Source organism: Streptococcus oralis (assembly GCF_001579025.1).
Taxonomy (GTDB): Bacteria; Bacillota; Bacilli; order Lactobacillales; family Streptococcaceae; genus Streptococcus; species Streptococcus oralis_X.
In genome coordinates, this window is sequence record NZ_KQ970238.1 from 50,310 (window position 1) to 70,147 (window position 19,838).

Annotated in this window: 18 protein-coding genes, 3 tRNA genes and 1 pseudogene; 15 read left to right on the forward strand and 7 right to left on the reverse strand. The window is 35.8% G+C overall.

All coding sequences use genetic code 11. The annotated features are described in order from the left end of the window. Positions 1-7: 7 nt before the first annotated feature. The 7 genes from SORDD27_RS09015 to rlmH all read right to left on the reverse strand — a co-directional run bounded on the left by SORDD27_RS09015 (position 8) and on the right by rlmH (position 3,185). A tRNA-Asn gene (locus tag SORDD27_RS09015) sits at positions 8-81 on the reverse strand. Between the two features lie 5 nt (positions 82-86). Beyond that, a tRNA-Glu gene (locus tag SORDD27_RS09020) sits at positions 87-158 on the reverse strand. Between the two features lie 51 nt (positions 159-209). Beyond that, positions 210-962 (reverse strand): competence system response regulator transcription factor ComE, encoded by a 753-nt coding sequence (comE, locus tag SORDD27_RS09025; RefSeq protein ID WP_000866079.1) that lies wholly within the window; start codon positions 960-962, stop codon positions 210-212. Beyond that, positions 959-2,278 carry a competence system sensor histidine kinase ComD gene (comD, locus tag SORDD27_RS09030; protein WP_061428638.1) on the reverse strand — a complete coding sequence of 440 codons (1,320 nt, stop codon included), beginning with the start codon at positions 2,276-2,278 and terminating at the stop codon, positions 959-961. The genes comE and comD overlap by 4 nt, the downstream gene beginning before the upstream one ends. A gap of 20 nt (positions 2,279-2,298) precedes the next feature. After that, positions 2,299-2,424 carry a competence-stimulating peptide ComC gene (gene comC, locus SORDD27_RS09035; protein ID WP_061428640.1) on the reverse strand — a complete coding sequence of 42 codons (126 nt, stop codon included), beginning with the start codon at positions 2,422-2,424 and terminating at the stop codon, positions 2,299-2,301. A gap of 164 nt (positions 2,425-2,588) precedes the next feature. Next, positions 2,589-2,662, reverse strand: a tRNA-Arg gene (locus tag SORDD27_RS09040). Positions 2,663-2,705: 43 nt separating this feature from the next. Continuing rightward, a complete protein-coding gene (rlmH, locus tag SORDD27_RS09045; RefSeq protein ID WP_000694219.1) occupies positions 2,706-3,185 on the reverse strand; it encodes a 23S rRNA (pseudouridine(1915)-N(3))-methyltransferase RlmH in 480 nt (159 codons plus the stop codon). Between the two features lie 185 nt (positions 3,186-3,370). On the opposite strand from rlmH, the gene SORDD27_RS09050 reads away from it, so the two are divergent. From SORDD27_RS09050 to ftsH, 15 genes and pseudogenes are all read left to right on the forward strand, one after another. Next, complete coding sequence (locus SORDD27_RS09050) at positions 3,371-4,567, forward strand: serine protease HtrA (protein ID WP_061428642.1); 1,197 nt, start codon at positions 3,371-3,373, stop codon at positions 4,565-4,567. 57 nt (positions 4,568-4,624) lie between these two features. After that, positions 4,625-5,383: pseudogene (locus tag SORDD27_RS09055) on the forward strand (ParB/RepB/Spo0J family partition protein). 216 nt (positions 5,384-5,599) lie between these two features. Then, entirely contained in the window at positions 5,600-6,961 is a 1,362-nt protein-coding gene (dnaA, locus tag SORDD27_RS09060) for a chromosomal replication initiator protein DnaA (protein ID WP_061428644.1), read from the forward strand. Between the two features lie 158 nt (positions 6,962-7,119). Beyond that, the gene (dnaN, locus tag SORDD27_RS09065; RefSeq protein WP_061428646.1) at positions 7,120-8,256 is read left to right on the forward strand and encodes a DNA polymerase III subunit beta; all 1,137 of its coding nucleotides are present in this window, start codon (positions 7,120-7,122) and stop codon (positions 8,254-8,256) included. Between the two features lie 64 nt (positions 8,257-8,320). Beyond that, positions 8,321-8,515 (forward strand): DUF951 domain-containing protein, encoded by a 195-nt coding sequence (locus SORDD27_RS09070; RefSeq protein WP_000285184.1) that lies wholly within the window; start codon positions 8,321-8,323, stop codon positions 8,513-8,515. An 84-nt stretch (positions 8,516-8,599) separates the two neighbouring features. Continuing rightward, a complete protein-coding gene (ychF, locus tag SORDD27_RS09075; protein WP_001218695.1) occupies positions 8,600-9,715 on the forward strand; it encodes a redox-regulated ATPase YchF in 1,116 nt (371 codons plus the stop codon). A gap of 73 nt (positions 9,716-9,788) precedes the next feature. Further along, positions 9,789-10,358 carry an aminoacyl-tRNA hydrolase gene (gene pth / locus SORDD27_RS09080; RefSeq protein WP_000163918.1) on the forward strand — a complete coding sequence of 190 codons (570 nt, stop codon included), beginning with the start codon at positions 9,789-9,791 and terminating at the stop codon, positions 10,356-10,358. After that, positions 10,359-13,862, forward strand: a complete 3,504-nt coding sequence (mfd, locus tag SORDD27_RS09085) for a transcription-repair coupling factor (RefSeq protein ID WP_061428648.1) — start codon at positions 10,359-10,361, stop codon at positions 13,860-13,862. 57 nt (positions 13,863-13,919) lie between these two features. Beyond that, entirely contained in the window at positions 13,920-14,186 is a 267-nt protein-coding gene (locus tag SORDD27_RS09090; RefSeq protein ID WP_061428650.1) for an RNA-binding S4 domain-containing protein, read from the forward strand. Continuing rightward, the gene (locus SORDD27_RS09095) at positions 14,179-14,547 is read left to right on the forward strand and encodes a septum formation initiator family protein (RefSeq protein ID WP_061428652.1); all 369 of its coding nucleotides are present in this window, start codon (positions 14,179-14,181) and stop codon (positions 14,545-14,547) included. Before SORDD27_RS09090 ends, SORDD27_RS09095 begins: the two co-directional genes overlap by 8 nt. Before the next feature lie 4 nt (positions 14,548-14,551). Then, positions 14,552-14,674 carry an SP_0009 family protein gene (locus SORDD27_RS10490; protein ID WP_000429344.1) on the forward strand — a complete coding sequence of 41 codons (123 nt, stop codon included), beginning with the start codon at positions 14,552-14,554 and terminating at the stop codon, positions 14,672-14,674. Beyond that, a complete protein-coding gene (locus tag SORDD27_RS09105; RefSeq protein ID WP_061428654.1) occupies positions 14,667-15,935 on the forward strand; it encodes a serine hydrolase in 1,269 nt (422 codons plus the stop codon). The genes SORDD27_RS10490 and SORDD27_RS09105 overlap by 8 nt, the downstream gene beginning before the upstream one ends. Further along, positions 15,932-17,209, forward strand: a complete 1,278-nt coding sequence (gene tilS / locus SORDD27_RS09110) for a tRNA lysidine(34) synthetase TilS (protein WP_061428656.1) — start codon at positions 15,932-15,934, stop codon at positions 17,207-17,209. Before SORDD27_RS09105 ends, tilS begins: the two co-directional genes overlap by 4 nt. Positions 17,210-17,213: 4 nt before the next feature. Then, positions 17,214-17,756 (forward strand): hypoxanthine phosphoribosyltransferase, encoded by a 543-nt coding sequence (gene hpt / locus SORDD27_RS09115; RefSeq protein WP_000889402.1) that lies wholly within the window; start codon positions 17,214-17,216, stop codon positions 17,754-17,756. A gap of 15 nt (positions 17,757-17,771) precedes the next feature. Next, a complete protein-coding gene (ftsH, locus tag SORDD27_RS09120) occupies positions 17,772-19,730 on the forward strand; it encodes an ATP-dependent zinc metalloprotease FtsH (RefSeq protein ID WP_042903093.1) in 1,959 nt (652 codons plus the stop codon). Positions 19,731-19,838 lie beyond the last annotated feature (108 nt).

Sequence of the window (19,838 nt, forward strand, 5' to 3'; positions counted from 1 at the left end):
TATCTGACTCCGCCAGTAGGACTCGAACCTACGACATCATGATTAACAGTCATGCGCTACTACCAACTGAGCTATGGCGGATAAAATAGTCCGTACGGGATTCGAACCCGTGTTACCGCCGTGAAAAGGCGGTGTCTTAACCCCTTGACCAACGGACCATCTATTTGTAGCAGATATAACCATTATATCAATTTCTTACTAATTGTCAATCACTTTTTAGATTTTTTCTCTAGAATATCTTTTAGTTTGCGGACTTTTAAACGAGTAATTGGACAACGATGATCTTCATAAAAAACAACTTCTAAATTCTTTCGATCAATTTCTCTCACATTTCCCACATTGACAAGGAAAGATTTATGGGAGCAATAAAATCGCTGGGTATGTTTGTCCTTTTCCTGAATATCTGTCATAGTTCCATAGAATTCTTTTGCAAAATTCTTACCAATAATCCGAAGTTTATGAGAAACTCCTGTGGTTTCGATATACAAAATGTCATGGTAAGGAATTTTCAAATCATTTCCTTTATAGTTGTAATCAAAATAGTCTACAACATCTTCGTTTTCAAGCAGCATGCTCTTAGTGTAAAAAATACTCTGCTCGATGCGTTTTTTGAACAGCTCATCATTGATATCTTTATCAACAAAATCTAGGGCTGATACCTGGTATTTGTACGTTAAGGTAGCAAATTCAGATCGACTAGTAATAAAGACAATAATAGCATAAGGATTGTGATGACGGATAAATTGAGCCACTTCAAAGCCTTTTTTCTCGATTCCATGAATATCAATATCTAGGAAATAAAGCTGGTTTACTTCATCATTTTCGATATATTCTTTAAACTCACGAACTTTTCCTGTTGTCTTATATGAAATAGGAATATTCGATTCTTCTGAGATTTCATTTAATATTCTCTCCAGTCTCACTTGATGTTCAATAACATCTTCTAAAATTAATACTTTCATTCAAATTCCCTCTTAAATCTAATAATTTGTCTAAATGTGTTGTCTTCCATCTCTGTTTCTAAAATAATATTGTCATACTTATCTAAAATCTCTTTGACATTATTAAGTCCTAAACCTCTATTTCTTCCCTTGGTAGAAAAACCTAAGGCAAATAGATCCTCTGAAGGCGTCATAGTGATTTTGCATGAATTCTGGATAACTATAACTGTTTCAAAATCCATTTTAATGACTGCAACTTCCATTTGTTTCAAATAACTATCTGCAGCACCTTCAACAGCATTGTTTAATAAAATGCTCATGATACGAACAAGATCAAGTAAATCTATTGACAGTCTAGTAATGATATCCTTTACTTCCAATGTAAACTCTACATCATTTTTTCGTGCATAGACAATAGATTGAGCAATTAAACTTCGTAAAGCAGAGTCTTCTATATTATTTAAATCAAAGTAAGTATATTTTTCTGACCTCAATTTCTGATTTGCTTTTACTAAGACTTCATTGTAAATCCTGTTAATTTCTTGTAAATCTTCACTGTCAATCGCCATTTGCATGCTGACAAGCATCCCTGCATAGTCATGACGAAAACCTCGAATTTCATTATACAACTCCACAATTTCATCAGTATAAGTCTGTAAATGCTTTTGTTCAAATTTCTTTTGTTTTAGAGCAATCTCTTTTTCAATTTGAACCTTGTGAGAATTCATTGCAAAGAAAATCAATAACAAGCAAATAAAAACAATGGTTGATAAAATACTTCCGAAGCTATTTAAATGATGAGTTGTACTTACTATATCTGAAATAAACAATAAGATATGCAAACCAAAGAAAGCAACTATTACTTTTTTTAAAAAAGGGTACAGATAATCTTTATCAAAATATTTAATATCCAGATGAAAATAACGAATTATTATTAGAATAGAAAAATAAGTCATCAACAATACTACTAAAAGGAATGTACTTTTGTAGTTTAATACTACTTCATCTCCTGTTATAGAAGATAAGGTTACGGATATAAAAGTATGAGTACTGTGATATAATAAAGACAGTAGTAAACTAATAAAAATAGCTTTGTATTTTTCAGACTTCTTTAACTTTCTTAAATAAAGGTACACAACCAAAGGAAATAAAAATTTAGACAAAGCAAAACTATTAGAATATACCAGTGTAATAATTTCTTCAAGTACAAAAACTGAGATACATGTGTAACAGAAAAAAACAATTTGTTCTTTTCTATTTATTTTACAAATCCATTCATAACTTTTGCTAATGATGAGAAAATAAAAAATAGCTATCCCTAATCCAAATAAATCCATTACTCTCTACCTTTATTTCATTACTTTCTTCTTGGAAAAATAAGATTACGAATTGTTTCTGAAATTCTCCAATCTCCACCTCGAATCTCCTGCAATTCTGCCTCTGTTACTTCTTTAAATTGTTCCAACTTTCCTGTATTTTTCATAATGAAATCTCCTGTATTATTTTTTCTTGTAAGTTAACTTACACATCTATTATACAAAATGAAGACCATGTAAGAAAAAATTCTTCCCAACTGTACATTTTTGCACCTGAAACGCACTTTTTTAAGAAAAAAGCTGGGATTTACCCCAGCTTCGCATCTAAAATTGATCCCAGCAGGATTCGAACCTGCGACCGTTCGCTTAGAAGGCGAATGCTCTATCCAGCTGAGCTATGAGACCTAACATGACCATTCTATCAAAAAACAAGAGCTAAGTCAATCTTCTATTTGTGGTAAGGAGAACCCTGTTGAATTGTAAAAGCACGGTAAATTTGTTCAACTAAAACCAATCTCATTAACTGATGTGGTAATGTCAGACGTCCAAAACTGACAGAAAGATTGGCCCTATTTTTTACAACAGGAGCTAGACCCAAACTTCCTCCAATAATAAAAGTAAGCGTTGAGTATCCTTTGATAGAAGCTTGCTCTAGTTGCTTACTAAATTCCTCTGAGGAGAGTGTTTTTCCTTCAATGGCTAGTACAACGACAAAGTCTCTTTCTCCAACCTTAGAAAGAATTCTTTCACCTTCTGTTTCCAAGATTTTTTGATTTTCTAATTCACTGGCTTTGTCAGGTGTCTTCTCATCAGTGAGCTCAATCATTTCTAATTTGGCGAAACGTGAAATTCGTTTGGTATATTCAGCAATTCCATCTTTAAGGTATTTTTCTTTTAATTTTCCTACTGTTACAATCTTTATTTTCATTCTTCTATTCTATCATATCCACACTTCATTTCACATCTTATACACAAAAAAATCATCCTAAATTTCTAGCAAATTCACAGAATAAAGCGAGTTATCCACAACTTGTGTAAAACTTTAAGCTTTTAAGTTTGGATTAAGTTAATAGATTTATAATCTGAGTAAATAAATAACAAACGGAGGCGTTTATGAAACACTTACAAAAATTTTACAAAAAAGGAGTTAAAGTTCTAATAATCATTCTAATCGGATTTTTAAGTGGTGCCTTAGGAAGTTTCGTAACATTACAACTTTATCAAAAACAAGGAAATCAAGCTACAAATAATAATTCTGGCACTGTCACTCAAACATCCTATAAGAATGAAAATTCAACCACTCAAGCAGTAAATAAAGTTAAGGATGCTGTTGTCTCAATCATTACTTATTCTTCTTCTAGCAGTAGACAAAGTAGTGTATTTAATGCTGATGACACTAACTCTGATTCAGACAATCAACAAATCGCAAGTGAGGGATCAGGTGTCATCTATAAAAAGGATGATAAAGATGCCTATCTTGTAACTAATACTCACGTTATCAATGGAGCTTCAAAAGTTGATATCCGCTTAGCAGATGGTACCAAGGTTCCTGGTGAAATTGTCGGATCTGATACCTTCTCTGATATTGCTGTCGTTAAAATTTCTTCAGAAAAAGTTACAACAGTGGCAGAATTTGGGGATTCAAGTCAACTTAGTGTTGGAGAAACAGCGATTGCTATCGGTAGTCCTCTAGGTTCAGAATATGCTAATACAGTTACACAGGGGATTATTTCAAGTCTTAATCGAAATGTTTCTCTAAAATCTGAAGATGGTCAAGCTATTTCAACAAAAGCCATTCAAACAGATACAGCCATTAACCCTGGTAACTCTGGTGGTCCACTTGTAAACATTCAAGGACAAGTAATTGGTATTACATCAAGTAAAATTGCAAGTAATGGTGGAACATCTGTAGAAGGTCTTGGTTTTGCAATTCCTTCAAACGATGCACAAAATATCATTAAACAGCTTGAAAGTGATGGTAAAGTGACTCGTCCAGCTCTTGGAATTCAAATGGTCAATCTGTCAAATGTTGGAGCTAGTGATCTTAGAAAACTTAACATTCCAAGTGGCCTCACTTCAGGTGTAGTTGTTCGATCTGTTCAAAACAATATGCCAGCAAATGGACATCTTCAAAAATATGATGTCATTACCAAAGTTGACGACAAAGAGATTACCTCATCAACAGACCTACAACACGCTCTTTACAATCATGCTATTGGAGATACTATCAAAGTAACCTACTACCGTAACGGTAAGGAGGAAACAACCTCTATAAAACTAGATAAGAATTCTGGTGATTTAGAGTCTTAATTGACATCAGTGTAAAGAAAACTTTACAGAAAGTAAAAGATATGTTAGTGTAGAATCATGGAAAAATTTGAAATGATTTCTATCTCTGAGATACAGAAGAATCCTTACCAACCTCGGAAAGAATTTGATGCAGATAAACTAAAGGAATTAGCTCAATCAATCAAAGAAAATGGGCTCATCCAACCAATCATCGTTCGTCAATCTCCTGTAATTGGTTATGAAATCCTTGCAGGAGAGAGACGATATCGAGCTTCTCTCTTGGCTGGTCTGACCTCTATTCCAGCCGTTGTAAAGCACCTCTCAGATCAGGAAATGATGATCCAGTCAATCATTGAGAATTTGCAGAGAGAAAATTTAAATCCTGTTGAAGAAGCACGCGCCTACGAATCTTTAGTAGAAAAAGGATTTACTCACACTGAGATAGCGGATAAAATGGGGAAATCTCGTCCTTATATCACTAATTTTATTCGTTTGCTTTCTCTACCAGAATATATCTTAACTGAAGTAGAAAATGGAAAAATTTCTCAAGCGCATGCACGTTCACTAGTTGGTTTGGATAAGAAGCAGCAAGACTATTTCTTTCAACTAATTAAAAATGAAGACATCTCTGTGAGAAAGCTAGAAGCACTTCTTACAGAGAAAAAACAAAAGAAGCAAAAAAAAGTGATTCTTTCATCAAAGACGAAGAAGATAAATTAAAAAAACTACTCGGTTTAAGTGTAGAAATTAAACTTTCAAAAAAAGAATACTGGAAAGATTATTATCTCCTTTTCAAGTCAAGAAGAATACGATAGAATTATTAACAGCCTGAAATAAGGCTGTTCTTTTATTTTCTCAACCCACAAATTTATCCACCAATTTTTTTATCAAAAAGCCTAATAAATCAAGGATTTTTCTATTTATCCCCAACCTGTGGATAAATACTGCTAACATTGTGGATTCTTTTCCCCAATCTGTGGAAAAATCCTATTATCTATGGTAAAATAAGTCTAGCACTAAACTACTAAAATCATAGTAAAGGAGGAAAACTAGTTGAAAGAAAAGCAATTTTGGAATCGTATTTTAGAATTTGCTCAAGAAAGATTGACACGATCTATGTATGATTTCTATGCTACACCTGCTGAACTCATCAAAGTAGAAGAAAACACAGCTACTATATTTCTACCGAGATCAGAGATGGAAATGGTGTGGGAAAAGCAATTAAAAGATATTATCATTGCTGCTGGTTTTGAAATTTATGATTCTGAAATCAAACCTCACTATATTTTCACTAAACCTCAGAGTACAGAATCTCCTCAAGTAAATGATACGAATAGTGTCTCTACTTACGATTACACACCTGCACTACCAACGATTCCCTATTCTGAAACAGGATTAAAAGAAAAATATACCTTTGATAACTTTATTCAAGGTGATGGGAATGTTTGGGCGGTATCTGCTGCACTAGCTGTATCTGAAGATTTAGCTCTGACCTATAATCCTCTTTTTATCTATGGAGGACCTGGTCTTGGAAAGACTCACTTGCTCAATGCGATTGGAAATGAGATTTTGAAAAACATTCCTGATGCGCGAGTTAAATACATTCCTGCCGAAAGCTTTATCAACGACTTTCTTGAACACTTGAGACTTGGGGAAATGGAAAAGTTCAAAAAGACTTACCGTAGTCTTGATCTCCTGTTGATCGATGATATCCAATCTCTCAGCGGCAAAAAAGTCGCGACCCAGGAAGAATTTTTCAATACCTTCAATGCTCTTCATGATAAACAGAAGCAGATTGTCCTAACCAGTGATCGTAGTCCTAAACACTTAGAAGGCCTTGAAGAGAGACTTGTCACGCGCTTTAGCTGGGGATTAACACAAAATATCACCCCTCCTGACTTTGAAACACGTATCGCCATTCTTCAAAGTAAAACAGAGCATTTAGATTACCATTTCCAAAGCGATACCCTAGAATACCTAGCTGGCCAATTTGACTCAAATGTTCGAGAATTGGAAGGAGCAATCAACGATATCACTTTAATTGCCAGAGTCAAGAAGATTAAGGATATCACTATTGATATTGCTGCAGAAGCTATCAGAGCACGTAAACAAGATGCCCGCCAGATGCTTGTTATTCCAATTGAAAAAATCCAAACTGAAGTTGGTAATTTTTATGGAGTGAGTGTCAAAGAAATGAAGGGGACGAGACGAGTTCAAAACATCGTTTTGGCGCGTCAAGTTGCTATGTATCTAGCTAGAGAACTGACAGATAATAGTCTTCCTAAAATCGGAAAAGAATTCGGCGGAAAGGATCATACTACCGTGATTCATGCTCATGCTAAAATAAAATCATTGATTGACGAAGACGATAATTTACGTTTAGAAGTAGAATCAATCAAAAAGAAAATTAAGTAGAGTGTGGATAACTCTCACTTTCCTATCTTTTTTATCCACATTTTTTAAACAAGCTAAGAAACTTGAGTTTACTCAATAGAAATCAGTTTTCCACAGAATTCACACACTCTATTATTACTATTAACTTTCTAATACTAAGAATAAATAAAGGAGAATCCATGATTCATTTTTCAATTAATAAAAATTTATTTCTACAAGCCTTAAATACCACAAAACGAGCAATTAGCTCTAAAAATGCTATTCCAATTTTATCAACAATCAAAATTGATGTTACCAATGAAGGAATTACTTTAATTGGCTCAAACGGTCAAATTTCTATTGAAAATTTCATTTCTCAAAAGAATGAAGATGCTGGTCTCTTGATAACTTCTCTGGGTTCGATTCTTCTTGAAGCTTCTTTCTTTATCAATGTTGTATCCAGTCTTCCAGATGTAACGCTAGATTTCAAAGAGATTGAACAAAAACAAATTGTCTTAACAAGTGGTAAATCAGAAATTACTCTAAAAGGAAAAGATAGCGAACAGTATCCTCGTATCCAAGAAATTTCAGCTAGCACACCTTTGATTCTTGAAACAAAACTACTCAAGAAAATTATCAATGAAACAGCATTTGCTGCAAGTACGCAAGAAAGTCGTCCCATCTTAACAGGTGTCCACTTCGTATTGAGCCAACACAAGGAACTAAAAACAGTTGCGACAGACTCACACCGCCTTAGCCAGAAGAAATTGACTCTTGAAAAAAATGGAGATAATTTCGATGTGGTGATTCCTAGCCGCTCTTTACGCGAATTTTCAGCGGTATTTACAGATGATATTGAAACTGTAGAGATTTTCTTTGCAAATAATCAAATCCTCTTTAGAAGCGAAAATATTAGCTTCTACACTCGTCTCCTAGAAGGTAATTATCCTGATACAGATCGCTTGATTCCAACAGACTTTAACACTACAATTACTTTTGATGTGGTTAATTTGCGTCAATCTATGGAGCGTGCACGTCTCTTATCAAGTGCGACTCAAAATGGTACTGTGAAGCTTGAAATTAAAGGTGGAGTTGTTAGCGCCCATGTTCACTCTCCAGAAGTTGGTAAAGTAAACGAAGAAATCGATACGGAGCAGGTGACCGGGGATGATTTGACTATTAGTTTCAACCCAACTTACTTGATTGATTCCCTCAAGGCTTTAAATAGCGAAAAGGTTACTATTAGCTTTATCTCAGCAGTTCGTCCATTTACTCTTGTGCCAGCAGATACTGACGAAGACTTCATGCAGCTTATTACACCAGTTCGAACAAATTAAGTGAAAGAGGTTGAGCCTGGCTCGCCTCTTTTATGATATAATCAAAAAAGAAAAGGAGAGTAGTATGTATCAAGTTGGAAATTTTGTTGAGATGAAAAAACCACACGCTTGTACCATCAAGTCAACAGGCAAAAAGGCCAATCGTTGGGAAATCACACGTGTAGGGGCAGATATCAAAATCAAATGTAGCAATTGTGACCACCTTGTCATGATGAGTCGCTATGATTTTGAACGAAAAATGAATAAGATTATTGACTAAGAACCCTTAGTTAGAGGGTTAGCAAGTTTTCCCTTTTTGTGTTATAATGTTAGGGATTGAAATGAGAACGGAGAATGAGAAACTATGGCTTTAACAGCAGGTATCGTTGGTTTGCCAAACGTTGGTAAATCAACCCTTTTTAATGCAATTACAAAAGCAGGAGCAGAGGCGGCAAACTACCCATTTGCGACTATTGATCCAAACGTTGGGATGGTGGAAGTTCCAGATGAACGCCTACAAAAACTAACGGAAATGATTACACCTAAAAAGACAGTCCCAACAACCTTTGAATTTACAGATATTGCAGGGATTGTAAAAGGAGCATCAAAAGGAGAAGGGCTAGGAAATAAATTCTTGGCTAACATCCGTGAAGTAGATGCGATTGTTCATGTTGTGCGTGCATTTGATGATGAAAATGTTATGCGTGAGCAAGGACGTGAAGACGCCTTTGTGGATCCACTTGCAGATATTGATACCATTAACTTGGAGTTGATTCTTGCTGACTTAGAATCAGTTAATAAACGCTACGCGCGTGTAGAAAAGATGGCACGTACGCAAAAAGATAAAGAATCAGTTGCAGAATTCAACGTTCTTCAAAAAATCAAACCTGTCCTTGAAGATGGAAAATCAGCACGTACTATTGAATTTACAGATGAAGAACAAAAGGTTGTCAAAGGTCTCTTCCTTTTGACCACTAAACCAGTTCTTTATGTTGCTAATGTGGATGAGGATGTTGTTGGAGACCCAGATTCTATCGAATATGTGAAGAAAATTCGTGAATTTGCAGCGACAGAAAATGCTGAAGTAGTCGTTATTTCCGCGCGTGCTGAGGAAGAAATTTCTGAGTTAGACGATGAGGATAAGCAAGAGTTTCTTGAAGCACTTGGCTTGACAGAATCAGGCGTTGACAAGTTGACTCGTGCAGCCTATCACTTGCTTGGGCTTGGAACTTACTTCACAGCTGGTGAAAAAGAAGTCCGTGCTTGGACCTTTAAGCGAGGGATGAAAGCTCCTCAAGCAGCTGGTATTATCCACTCAGACTTTGAAAAAGGGTTTATTCGTGCAGTAACAATGTCATATGAGGATCTAGTGAAATATGGATCTGAAAAGGCTGTAAAAGAAGCTGGGCGCTTGCGTGAAGAAGGAAAAGAATATATCGTTCAAGATGGCGATATCATGGAATTCCGCTTTAACGTTTAATAATATTTAATAAATAGTGTCAATTAGGTTGGAAAAAAATTCCAACCCTTTTGGCTTTTGAAAGGAAAAATAAATGACCAAATTACTTGTAGGATTGGGAAATCCAGGGGATAAATATTTTGAAACCAAGCACAACGTTGGATTTATGTTGATTGACCAATTGGCCAAAAAACAAAATGTCACCTTTACACATGACAAGATATTTCAAGCTGACCTAGCTTCTTTTTTCTTCAATGGAGAAAAAATTTATCTCGTCAAACCAACAACATTTATGAATGAAAGTGGAAAAGCGGTTCATGCTTTATTGACTTACTATGGTTTGGATATTGAAGATTTACTCGTTATTTACGACGATCTTGACATGGAAGTTGGGAAAATTCGTTTAAGAGCAAAGGGGTCAGCTGGTGGTCATAATGGTATCAAGTCTATTATTCAACATATAGGTACTCAGATATTTAACCGTGTTAAAATAGGTATTGGAAGACCTAAAAAAGGCATGTCCGTTGTTCATCATGTTTTAAGTAAGTTTGATCAGGATGACTATGTGGGTATTTTACAGTCCATTGACAAGGTTGACGATGCTGTAAACTACTATTTACAAGAGAAAAACTTTGAGAAAACAATGCAGAGGTATAACGGCTAAATGGTGACTTTATTAGATTTATTCTCAGAAAATGACCAGATAAAAAAATGGCATCAAAATCTGATAGATAAGAAAAGACAACTAATACTTGGTTTATCAACGTCTACCAAGGCTCTTGCAATTGCAAGCAGTCTAGAAAAAGAAAATAAGATTGTGTTACTGACTTCAACTTATGGAGAAGCAGAACGAATTATCAGTGATCTTCTTTCTCTCTTAGGAGAGGAACTTGTCTATCCATTTTTGGTTGATGACTCTCCTATGGTAGAGTTTTTGATGTCTTCACAAGAAAAAATCATTTCGCGGGTTGAGGCCTTGCGTTTTTTGAGTGATCCGTCTAAGAAAGGGATTTTAGTTTGTAATATCGCAGCGAGTCGGTTAATTTTACCCTCTCCGACTAGATTTAAAGAAAGTACTATAAAAATTGCAGTTGGCGAAGAATATGACCAACACGAGCTACTTCACCAGTTAAAGGAAATTGGCTATCGAAAAGTTACTCAAGTACGGACACAAGGTGAGTTTAGTATTCGAGGAGATATTTTAGATATTTTTGAGATGTCTCAGTTAGAACCTTTCCGAATCGAGTTTTTTGGCGATGAAGTAGATGGTATTCGTACTTTTGAAGTCGAAACACAATTATCGAAAGAAAATCAGACAAACCTCACTATCTTTCCAGCTAGCGACATACTTTTGAGAGAAAAAGATTATCAACGAGGACAGTCAGCTTTAGAAAAGCAAATTTCAAAGACTCTATCACCAATTTTAAAATCATATTTGGAAGAGATTTTGTCAAGTTTTCATCAAAAACAAGTACATTCAGATAGTCGAAAGTTTTTGTCCTTATGTTACGATGAAACATGGACTGTATTTGATTATATTGAAAAAGATACACCAGTATTCTTTGATGACTATCAAAAATTGATGAATCAGTATGAATCCTTTGAAAGAGAATTAGCACAATACTTTACAGAAGATTTACAGAATGGTAAATCATTTTCTGGGATGCAGTATTTTGCAGATACAGAGCAAACCTATAAAAAACAAAGTCCAGTTACCTTTTTCTCCAATCTGCAAAAGGGCTTAGGAAATCTTAAGTTTGATCACATTTATCAATTTAATCAATACCCCATGCAAGAGTTTTTCAATCAATTTTCATTTTTAAAAGAAGAAATTGAGCGATACAAAAAAATGGACTACACTATTATTTTGCAGTCTAGCAATTCAATGGGAAGTAAGACGTTGGAAGATGTTTTAGAGGAATATCAGATCAAATTGGATTCCAGAGATAAGTCAAGTATCTGTAAAGAATCTGTAAACTTGATTGAGGGTAATCTAAGACATGGTTTTCACTTTGTAGATGAAAAAATTCTCTTGATTACTGAACATGAGATTTTTCAAAAGAAATTAAAACGTCGTTTTAGAAGACAACATGTGTCAAATGCGGAGCGATTGAAAGATTATAATGAACTTGAAAAAGGGGACTACGTTGTTCACCATATCCATGGAATTGGTCAATATCTAGGAATTGAAACAATTGAAATCAAAGGGATTCACCGTGATTATGTCAGTGTTCAATATCAAAATGGGGATCAAATCTCCATCCCAGTAGAGCAGATTCAGTTACTGTCAAAATATGTTTCAAGTGATGGAAAAGCTCCAAAACTTAATAAATTAAATGATGGTCATTTCAAAAAGGCCAAGCAAAAAGTTAAGAACCAGGTAGAGGATATAGCTGACGATTTAATTAAGCTTTATTCTGAGCGTAGTCAGTTGAAGGGATTTGCTTTCTCGGCTGATGATGATGAGCAACATGCTTTTGATGATGCCTTCCCTTATGTTGAAACGGATGATCAACTTCGTAGTATTGAGGAAATTAAGAGGGATATGCAGGATTCTCATCCCATGGATCGACTTCTGGTTGGGGATGTTGGTTTTGGAAAGACTGAAGTTGCAATGCGTGCAGCATTTAAGGCTGTCAATGATCACAAACAGGTGGTCGTTTTAGTTCCGACGACGGTTTTAGCACAACAACACTATACGAATTTTAAGGAACGATTCCAAAATTTTGCTGTTAATATTGATGTGTTGAGTCGTTTTAGAAGTAAAAAAGAGCAGGCAGAGACACTTGAAAAATTAAAGAATGGTCAAGTCGATATTTTGATTGGAACCCATCGTGTTTTGTCAAAAGATGTTGTGTTTTCTGATTTGGGCTTGATGATTATTGACGAAGAACAACGATTTGGTGTTAAGCATAAGGAAGCCTTGAAAGAACTGAAAAAACAAGTAGATGTCCTAACCTTGACAGCAACGCCAATTCCTCGTACTCTCCATATGTCTATGCTAGGAATCAGAGATTTGTCTGTTATTGAAACTCCTCCAACTAATCGCTATCCAGTACAAACCTATGTATTAGAGAAGAATCCTAGTGTGATTCGTGATGCAGTCTTGCGTGAAATGGAGCGTGGAGGTCAAATTTACTATCTTTACAATAAGGTTGACACGATTGACCAGAAGGTTTCGGAATTACAGGAGTTGATTCCAGAGGCTTCGATTGAGTATGTTCATGGACAAATGAGTGAAATTCAGTTGGAAAATACTTTATTGGACTTTATTGAAGGTCAGTATGATATTTTGGTGACTACCACAATCATTGAGACTGGCGTTGATATTCCAAATGCTAACACCTTATTTATTGAAAATGCAGACCATATGGGATTGTCAACCTTATATCAATTAAGAGGAAGAGTTGGTCGGAGCAATCGCATTGCCTATGCCTATCTCATGTATCGTCCAGAAAAATCAATCAGTGAAGTCTCTGAAAAGAGATTAGAAGCAATCAAAGGATTTACAGAATTAGGCTCAGGATTTAAGATTGCTATGCGAGATCTTTCGATTCGTGGAGCAGGAAATCTCCTAGGAAAATCGCAGTCTGGTTTCATTGATTCTGTTGGTTTTGAATTGTATTCACAGTTATTAGAGGAAGCTATTGCTAAACGGAACGGTAATGGGAATAAAAGAATCAAAGGAAATGCTGAGTTGATTTTACAAATTGATGCTTATCTTCCTGATACTTATATTTCTGACCAACGACATAAGATTGAAATTTACAAGAAAATTCGTCAAATTGACAATCGTGTCAACTATGAAGAACTACAAGAAGAATTGATGGATCGCTTTGGAGAATACCCAGACGTAGTGGCCTATCTTTTAGAGATTGGTTTGGTTAAGTCATATTTGGACAAGGTCTTTGTAGAACGTGTGGAAAGAAAAGATAACAAGATTACAGTTCAATTTGAAAAAGTCACTCAGCGATTATTCTTGGCTCAAGATTATTTTAAAGCTTTATCCGCAACGAACTTAAAAGCAGCCATAGCTGAGAATAAGGGATTAATGGAAGTTGTATTCGATGTCCGAAACAAGAAGGATTATGAAATTTTAGAAGGTTTGCTGATTTTTGGAGAAAGTTTATTAGAGATAAAAGAATCAAAGGAAGCAAATCCCATTTAACATTTTTCTTCTATAAAAAAGATAAAAATGGTACAATAATAATTTGAGGTAATAAAAATGAGATTAGACAAGTATTTAAAAGTATCACGAATTATTAAGCGCCGCACAGTCGCAAAAGAAGTAGCAGATAAAGGTAGAATCAAGGTGAACGGAATCTTGGCCAAAAGTTCAACGGATTTGAAAGTTGATGACAAAGTTGAAATTCGCTTTGGAAATAAGTTGTTGCTTGTTAAAGTAATAGAGATGAAAGATAGTACAAAAAAAGAAGACGCAGCAGGTATGTATGAAATTCTCAGTGAAACACGGGTAGAAGAAAATGTCTAAAAATATTGTACAGATGAATAATTCTTTTATTCAAAATGAACATCAACATCGTCGTTACCTGATGAAGGAGAGACAAAAACGAAATCGTTTTATGGGTTGGGTCCTTATTTTGATGATCTTGTTGTTTATTTTACCAACTTATAACTTGGCTCAAAGCTATGATCAGTTACTGCAACGCCGTCAGCAATTGACAGAGTTGAAAGAGCAGTACCAAACTCTTAGTGACGAAAAGGATAAGGAATCTGCTTTTGCTGCAAAGTTGAAAGATGAAGACTATGTAGCAAAATATGCACGCGCCAAGTACTATTACTCAAAGAAACGAGAAGCAATTTACACAATTCCTGATTTGCTTCCGAGGTAATGTCATGGAAAATTTATTGGAAGTTGTTGAGCAATTTCTAAGTTTATCAGATGAAAAATTAGAGGAATTGGCAACTAAAAACCATTTATTACGATTACAAGAAGAAAGGGAAGAGAAGAATGCGTAAGTTCTTAGTAGTTTTATTGCTACCTGCTTTTATCATAACCTCAAGAGTAGTTAGCACAGAAAAACAGCTTCCTTACTCTTCACAAGAAATTTATTATCTAACCGAGTCTGATTATGGATTCTACTATAAAGAAACTCTGGAATCCCCAATGGTATATGGAGAAACAGCTGTCTATGCTAATGAGGATCTTGTCAAAGAGTCTGGTAAATTGACTCCTGGAACCACCTTTAAAATAGTAGAATGGCGTTTGAATAGACAAGGTGTTCCTGTTTTTAAATTAGATAATCACCAGTTTATCCTTGCAGATAAGCGCTTGGTCTATGATCAAAGTCAAGTTCAAACTCAAAATAGGCAAGTATGGTTGGAGCCAGGGTTTGTTATCTATAACAGCCCCTATGATGCGAAAGAAATTTCTTCCTCTTTCTCTCCCTATCAACGCGTAATGGTGGATAGAGCTCTCTTTGCTGAGGGACAAGAATTTCTTCATATCGATCAAGTTGGGTGGGTATCAAAAGAGTTCACCTCAGAAGAAGACAATCGCATCCAGAAGGTTCAAGAAGTTTTATCAAACAACTATCAGAACGAAAATTATTCTATTTATGTTAAACAATTGAGTACAGGTAAAGAGGCTGGGGTGAATGAAGACAGCAAACTCTATGCAGCTAGTATCTTGAAACTAGCCTACCTTTATTACGCTCAAGATAAGATAAATCAAGGGGAATATACGTTAGACAGTAGCTTCAAGTATGTCCCGGAAGTAAATAGTTTCCCTGGGTCCTATAAACCAGAAGGTAGTGGTAGCTTACCTAAAAAAGAAGATAACAAAGAATACAGTCTTCAACAGTTAATTACCAAGGTAACAAAAGAGTCTGACAATGTTGCTCATAATATTTTAGGTTATTACGTGACCAATCAATCTGACGGAGCTTTCAAAGAAAAAATGTCCATCATTATGGGCGAAGATTGGGATGTGAATGATAAACTGACTTCTTCAAAAATGGCTGGAAAAGTCATGGAAGCTATTTATAATCAGAATGGTTTTGTCTTAGAGTCTCTAGGTAAGACTGATTTTGACAACCAACGAATCGCAAAAGGTGTTTCGGTTAAGGTAGCTCATAAAATTGGAGATGCCGACGAGTTTAAACATGACACTGCCATTGTTTATACGGATTCTCCTTTCGTTCTTTCCATTTTCACCAAAAATTCTGATTATGATACTATTGCTAAGATAGCTAAGGATGTCTATGAGGTTCTAAAATGAGGGACCAGGATTTTTTAAATCATTTTCTCCGAAAAGAGTATTTCAAAAAACATTCGAAAGTCTTATTAGCTCTGTCTGGTGGACTGGATTCGATGTTTTTATGCCATCTATTGTCTACTTATCAAAATGAGTTGGGAATTGAGTTGATTGTAGCACATGTCAATCACAAGCAGAGAAGGGAGTCTGACTGGGAGGAAAATGAACTAAGGAAGTTAGCTGATGCAGCTGAACTTCCTATTTATATCACAAGCTTCTTAGGAGACTTTTCAGAAGCGCGTGCTCGAGAGTTTCGTTATGATTTTTTTAGGAAAATCATGAAAGAGATTGGAGCGACTGCCTTGGTTACTGCCCACCATGCAGATGATCAAGTTGAAACGATTTTGATGCGCTTGATTCGAGGAAGTCGGCTCCGTTATTTAACAGGAATAAAAGAAAGTCAAGTAGTTGATGGAATTGAAATCATTCGTCCCTTGTTGCATTTTCATAAAAAGGATTTTCCACCAATTGTTCATTTTGAAGATCAAACAAATCAGGAAAATACCTATTTTCGCAATCGCATTCGAAATAGGTATTTACCAGAGCTTGAAAAAGAAAATCCTCGTCTTAAATCCGCCCTTTTAGATTTAGGAAGGGAAATTTCAGATTACCAAGCAACAATAACGGAGCTATCGAAACAAATTGATGTGGAAGATTTGAATGAGCTATTTTCATACTCTCAACAAACTCAAGGAATCTTGCTCCAAAACTATCTTAATCAATTTCCAGACTTAAATCTGACGAAGGCTCAGTTTGATGAAGTTCGACAGATTTTAACAACGAAAAGCCAGTATCGTCATTCTCTTAAAAATGGCTACGAATTGATAAAAGAGTATCAGAATTTTCGAGTTTGTAAAATCAGTCCTCAGGCCGATGAAAAGGAAGATGAACTTGTGTTACACTATCAAAATCAAGTTCGATATAAGGGCTATTTATTTTCCTTTGGCATCCCTATTGAAGGGGATTTTGTTCAAAAAGTAACGGTTTCACGGGAAACATCTGTACATATTAGATGTCGAAAACCTGGCGACGTTATTACCCTAAATGGTCATCGAAAGAAACTGAGACGCTTATTTATAGATTTGAAAATCCCTATTGAAAAACGAAAAACAACCCCTATTATTGAGCAATTTGGAGAAATTGTCTCAATTTTAGGAATTGCGACCAGTGATTTGAGTAAAAACACGAAAAATGATATAATGAACACTGTGATTTATATAGAAAAAATAGATAGGTAAAAAGATGTTAGAACACGATATTAAAAAAATCCTCGTTTCACATGATGAAATTACAGAAGCAGCTAAAAAGCTAGGTGCGCAACTAACAAAAGAATATGAGGGGAAAAATCCAATTCTTATTGGAATTTTGAAAGGATCGATTCCTTTTATGGCTGAATTGGTCAAACATATTGATACGCATATCGAGATGGACTTCATGATGGTATCTAGTTACCATGGTGGAACAGCAAGTAGTGGTGTCATCAATATCAAGCAAGACGTGACTCAAGATATCAAAGGAAGACATGTTTTATTTGTAGAGGATATCATCGATACAGGTCAAACTTTGAAGAATTTGAGAGATATGTTTATTGCAAGAGAAGCAGCTTCTGTTAAAATCGCGACTTTGTTGGACAAACCAGAGGGACGTGTTGTTGAAATTGAAGCGGATTATACTTGTTTTACTATTCCAAATGAGTTTGTAGTAGGTTATGGTTTGGACTATAAAGAAAATTATCGTAACCTTCCTTATGTCGGAGTATTGAAAGAAGAAGTTTATTCAAATTAGAAAGATTTATCTTTAATGAAAAAACAAAATAATGGTTTAGTTAGAAATCCATTTCTATACTTGTTAATTATCTTCTTCCTAGTGACAGGATTCCAGTATTTTTACTCTGGAAATACTGCTGGACGAAGCGAAAAAATTAACTATACAGAACTGGTAAAAGAAATTACTGCAGACAATGTAAAAGAATTAACCTATCAGCCAAATGGTAGCATCATTGAAGTGTCTGGTGTTTATAAAAATCCTAAGACTAGTAAAGAAGAAACGGGAATTCAATTTTTCACTCCTACAGCTACAACAGTAGAAAGATTCTCAAGTACTATTCTTCCGTCTGATTCAACAGTTTCAGAATTGCAAAAACTTGCTTCTGAACATCAGGCAGAAGTAACAGTCAAACATGAGAGTTCAAGCGGTATGTGGATCAATATCCTTGTCTCTGTTGTGCCATTTGCTATTCTTTTCTTCTTCTTATTCTCTATGATGGGAAATATGGGAGGAAATAGTGGCCGAAATCCAATGAGTTTTGGACGTAGCAAGGCCAAAGCTGCTAACAAAGAAGATATCAAGGTACGATTTTCAGATGTTGCAGGTGCCGAGGAAGAAAAACAAGAATTAGTTGAAGTTGTTGAATTCCTAAAAGATCCAAAACGATTTACCAAACTTGGTGCGCGTATTCCTGCGGGTGTTCTTTTAGAGGGACCTCCGGGAACAGGTAAGACCTTACTTGCTAAGGCGGTTGCTGGAGAAGCAGGAGTTCCATTCTTTAGCATCTCAGGATCGGACTTTGTAGAAATGTTTGTCGGAGTTGGGGCTAGCCGAGTTCGTTCACTTTTTGAGGATGCAAAAAAAGCAGCGCCAGCCATCATCTTTATCGATGAAATTGATGCCGTTGGTCGCCAACGTGGTGTCGGTCTTGGTGGAGGTAATGATGAACGTGAACAAACCTTGAACCAACTCTTGATTGAGATGGATGGTTTTGAGGGAAATGAAGGAATTATTGTTATCGCTGCGACGAACCGTTCAGATGTTCTAGATCCAGCTCTTCTCCGTCCAGGACGTTTTGATAGAAAAGTCTTAGTTGGTCGCCCTGATGTTAAAGGTCGTGAAGCAATCTTGAAAGTTCACGCTAAAAATAAACCTCTGGCAGACGATGTGGATTTGAAACTAGTTGCCCAACAAACTCCAGGTTTTGTGGGAGCTGACTTGGAAAATGTTCTAAATGAGGCAGCCTTGGTTGCAGCCCGTCGCAACAAGTCAGTCATTGATGCTTCAGATATTGATGAGGCAGAAGACAGAGTGATTGCTGGACCATCTAAGAAGGATAAAACAGTATCACAAAGAGAACGGGAATTGGTTGCTTATCATGAGGCTGGACATACTATTGTTGGTTTAGTCTTGTCAAATGCCCGTGTTGTTCATAAAGTTACCATTGTACCACGTGGACGTGCAGGTGGTTACATGATTGCGCTTCCGAAAGAGGATCAAATGCTTCTATCTAAGGAAGACATGAAAGAACAATTAGCAGGTTTGATGGGTGGTCGTGTAGCTGAAGAGATTATCTTTAATGTCCAAACGACAGGAGCTTCAAATGACTTTGAACAAGCTACACAGATGGCGCGTGCAATGGTCACTGAATACGGTATGAGTGAAAAACTTGGCCCAGTTCAATACGAAGGTAATCATGCTATGTTTGGTGCACAAAGTCCTCAAAAATCAATTTCAGAACAAACAGCCTATGAGATTGACGAGGAAGTTCGTTCATTATTAAATGAGGCACGAAACAAAGCAGCTGAAATCATCCAATCAAATCGTGAAACTCATAAGTTGATTGCAGAAGCATTGTTGAAATACGAAACATTAGATAGTACACAGATTAAATCTCTTTACGAAACAGGGAAAATGCCTGAGACAGTAGAAGAGGAATCCCATGCACTATCTTATGATGAAGTAAAATCAAAAATGAGTGAAGAAAAATAAATTTAGAGAGGTTCAACCTCTCTTTTATGTTCTAATGTGATGGCTACCGAGCGGATGCCTTGATAGTTGACCCTCCTCGTACAGGCTTAGATGATAAGCTGTTGGAAA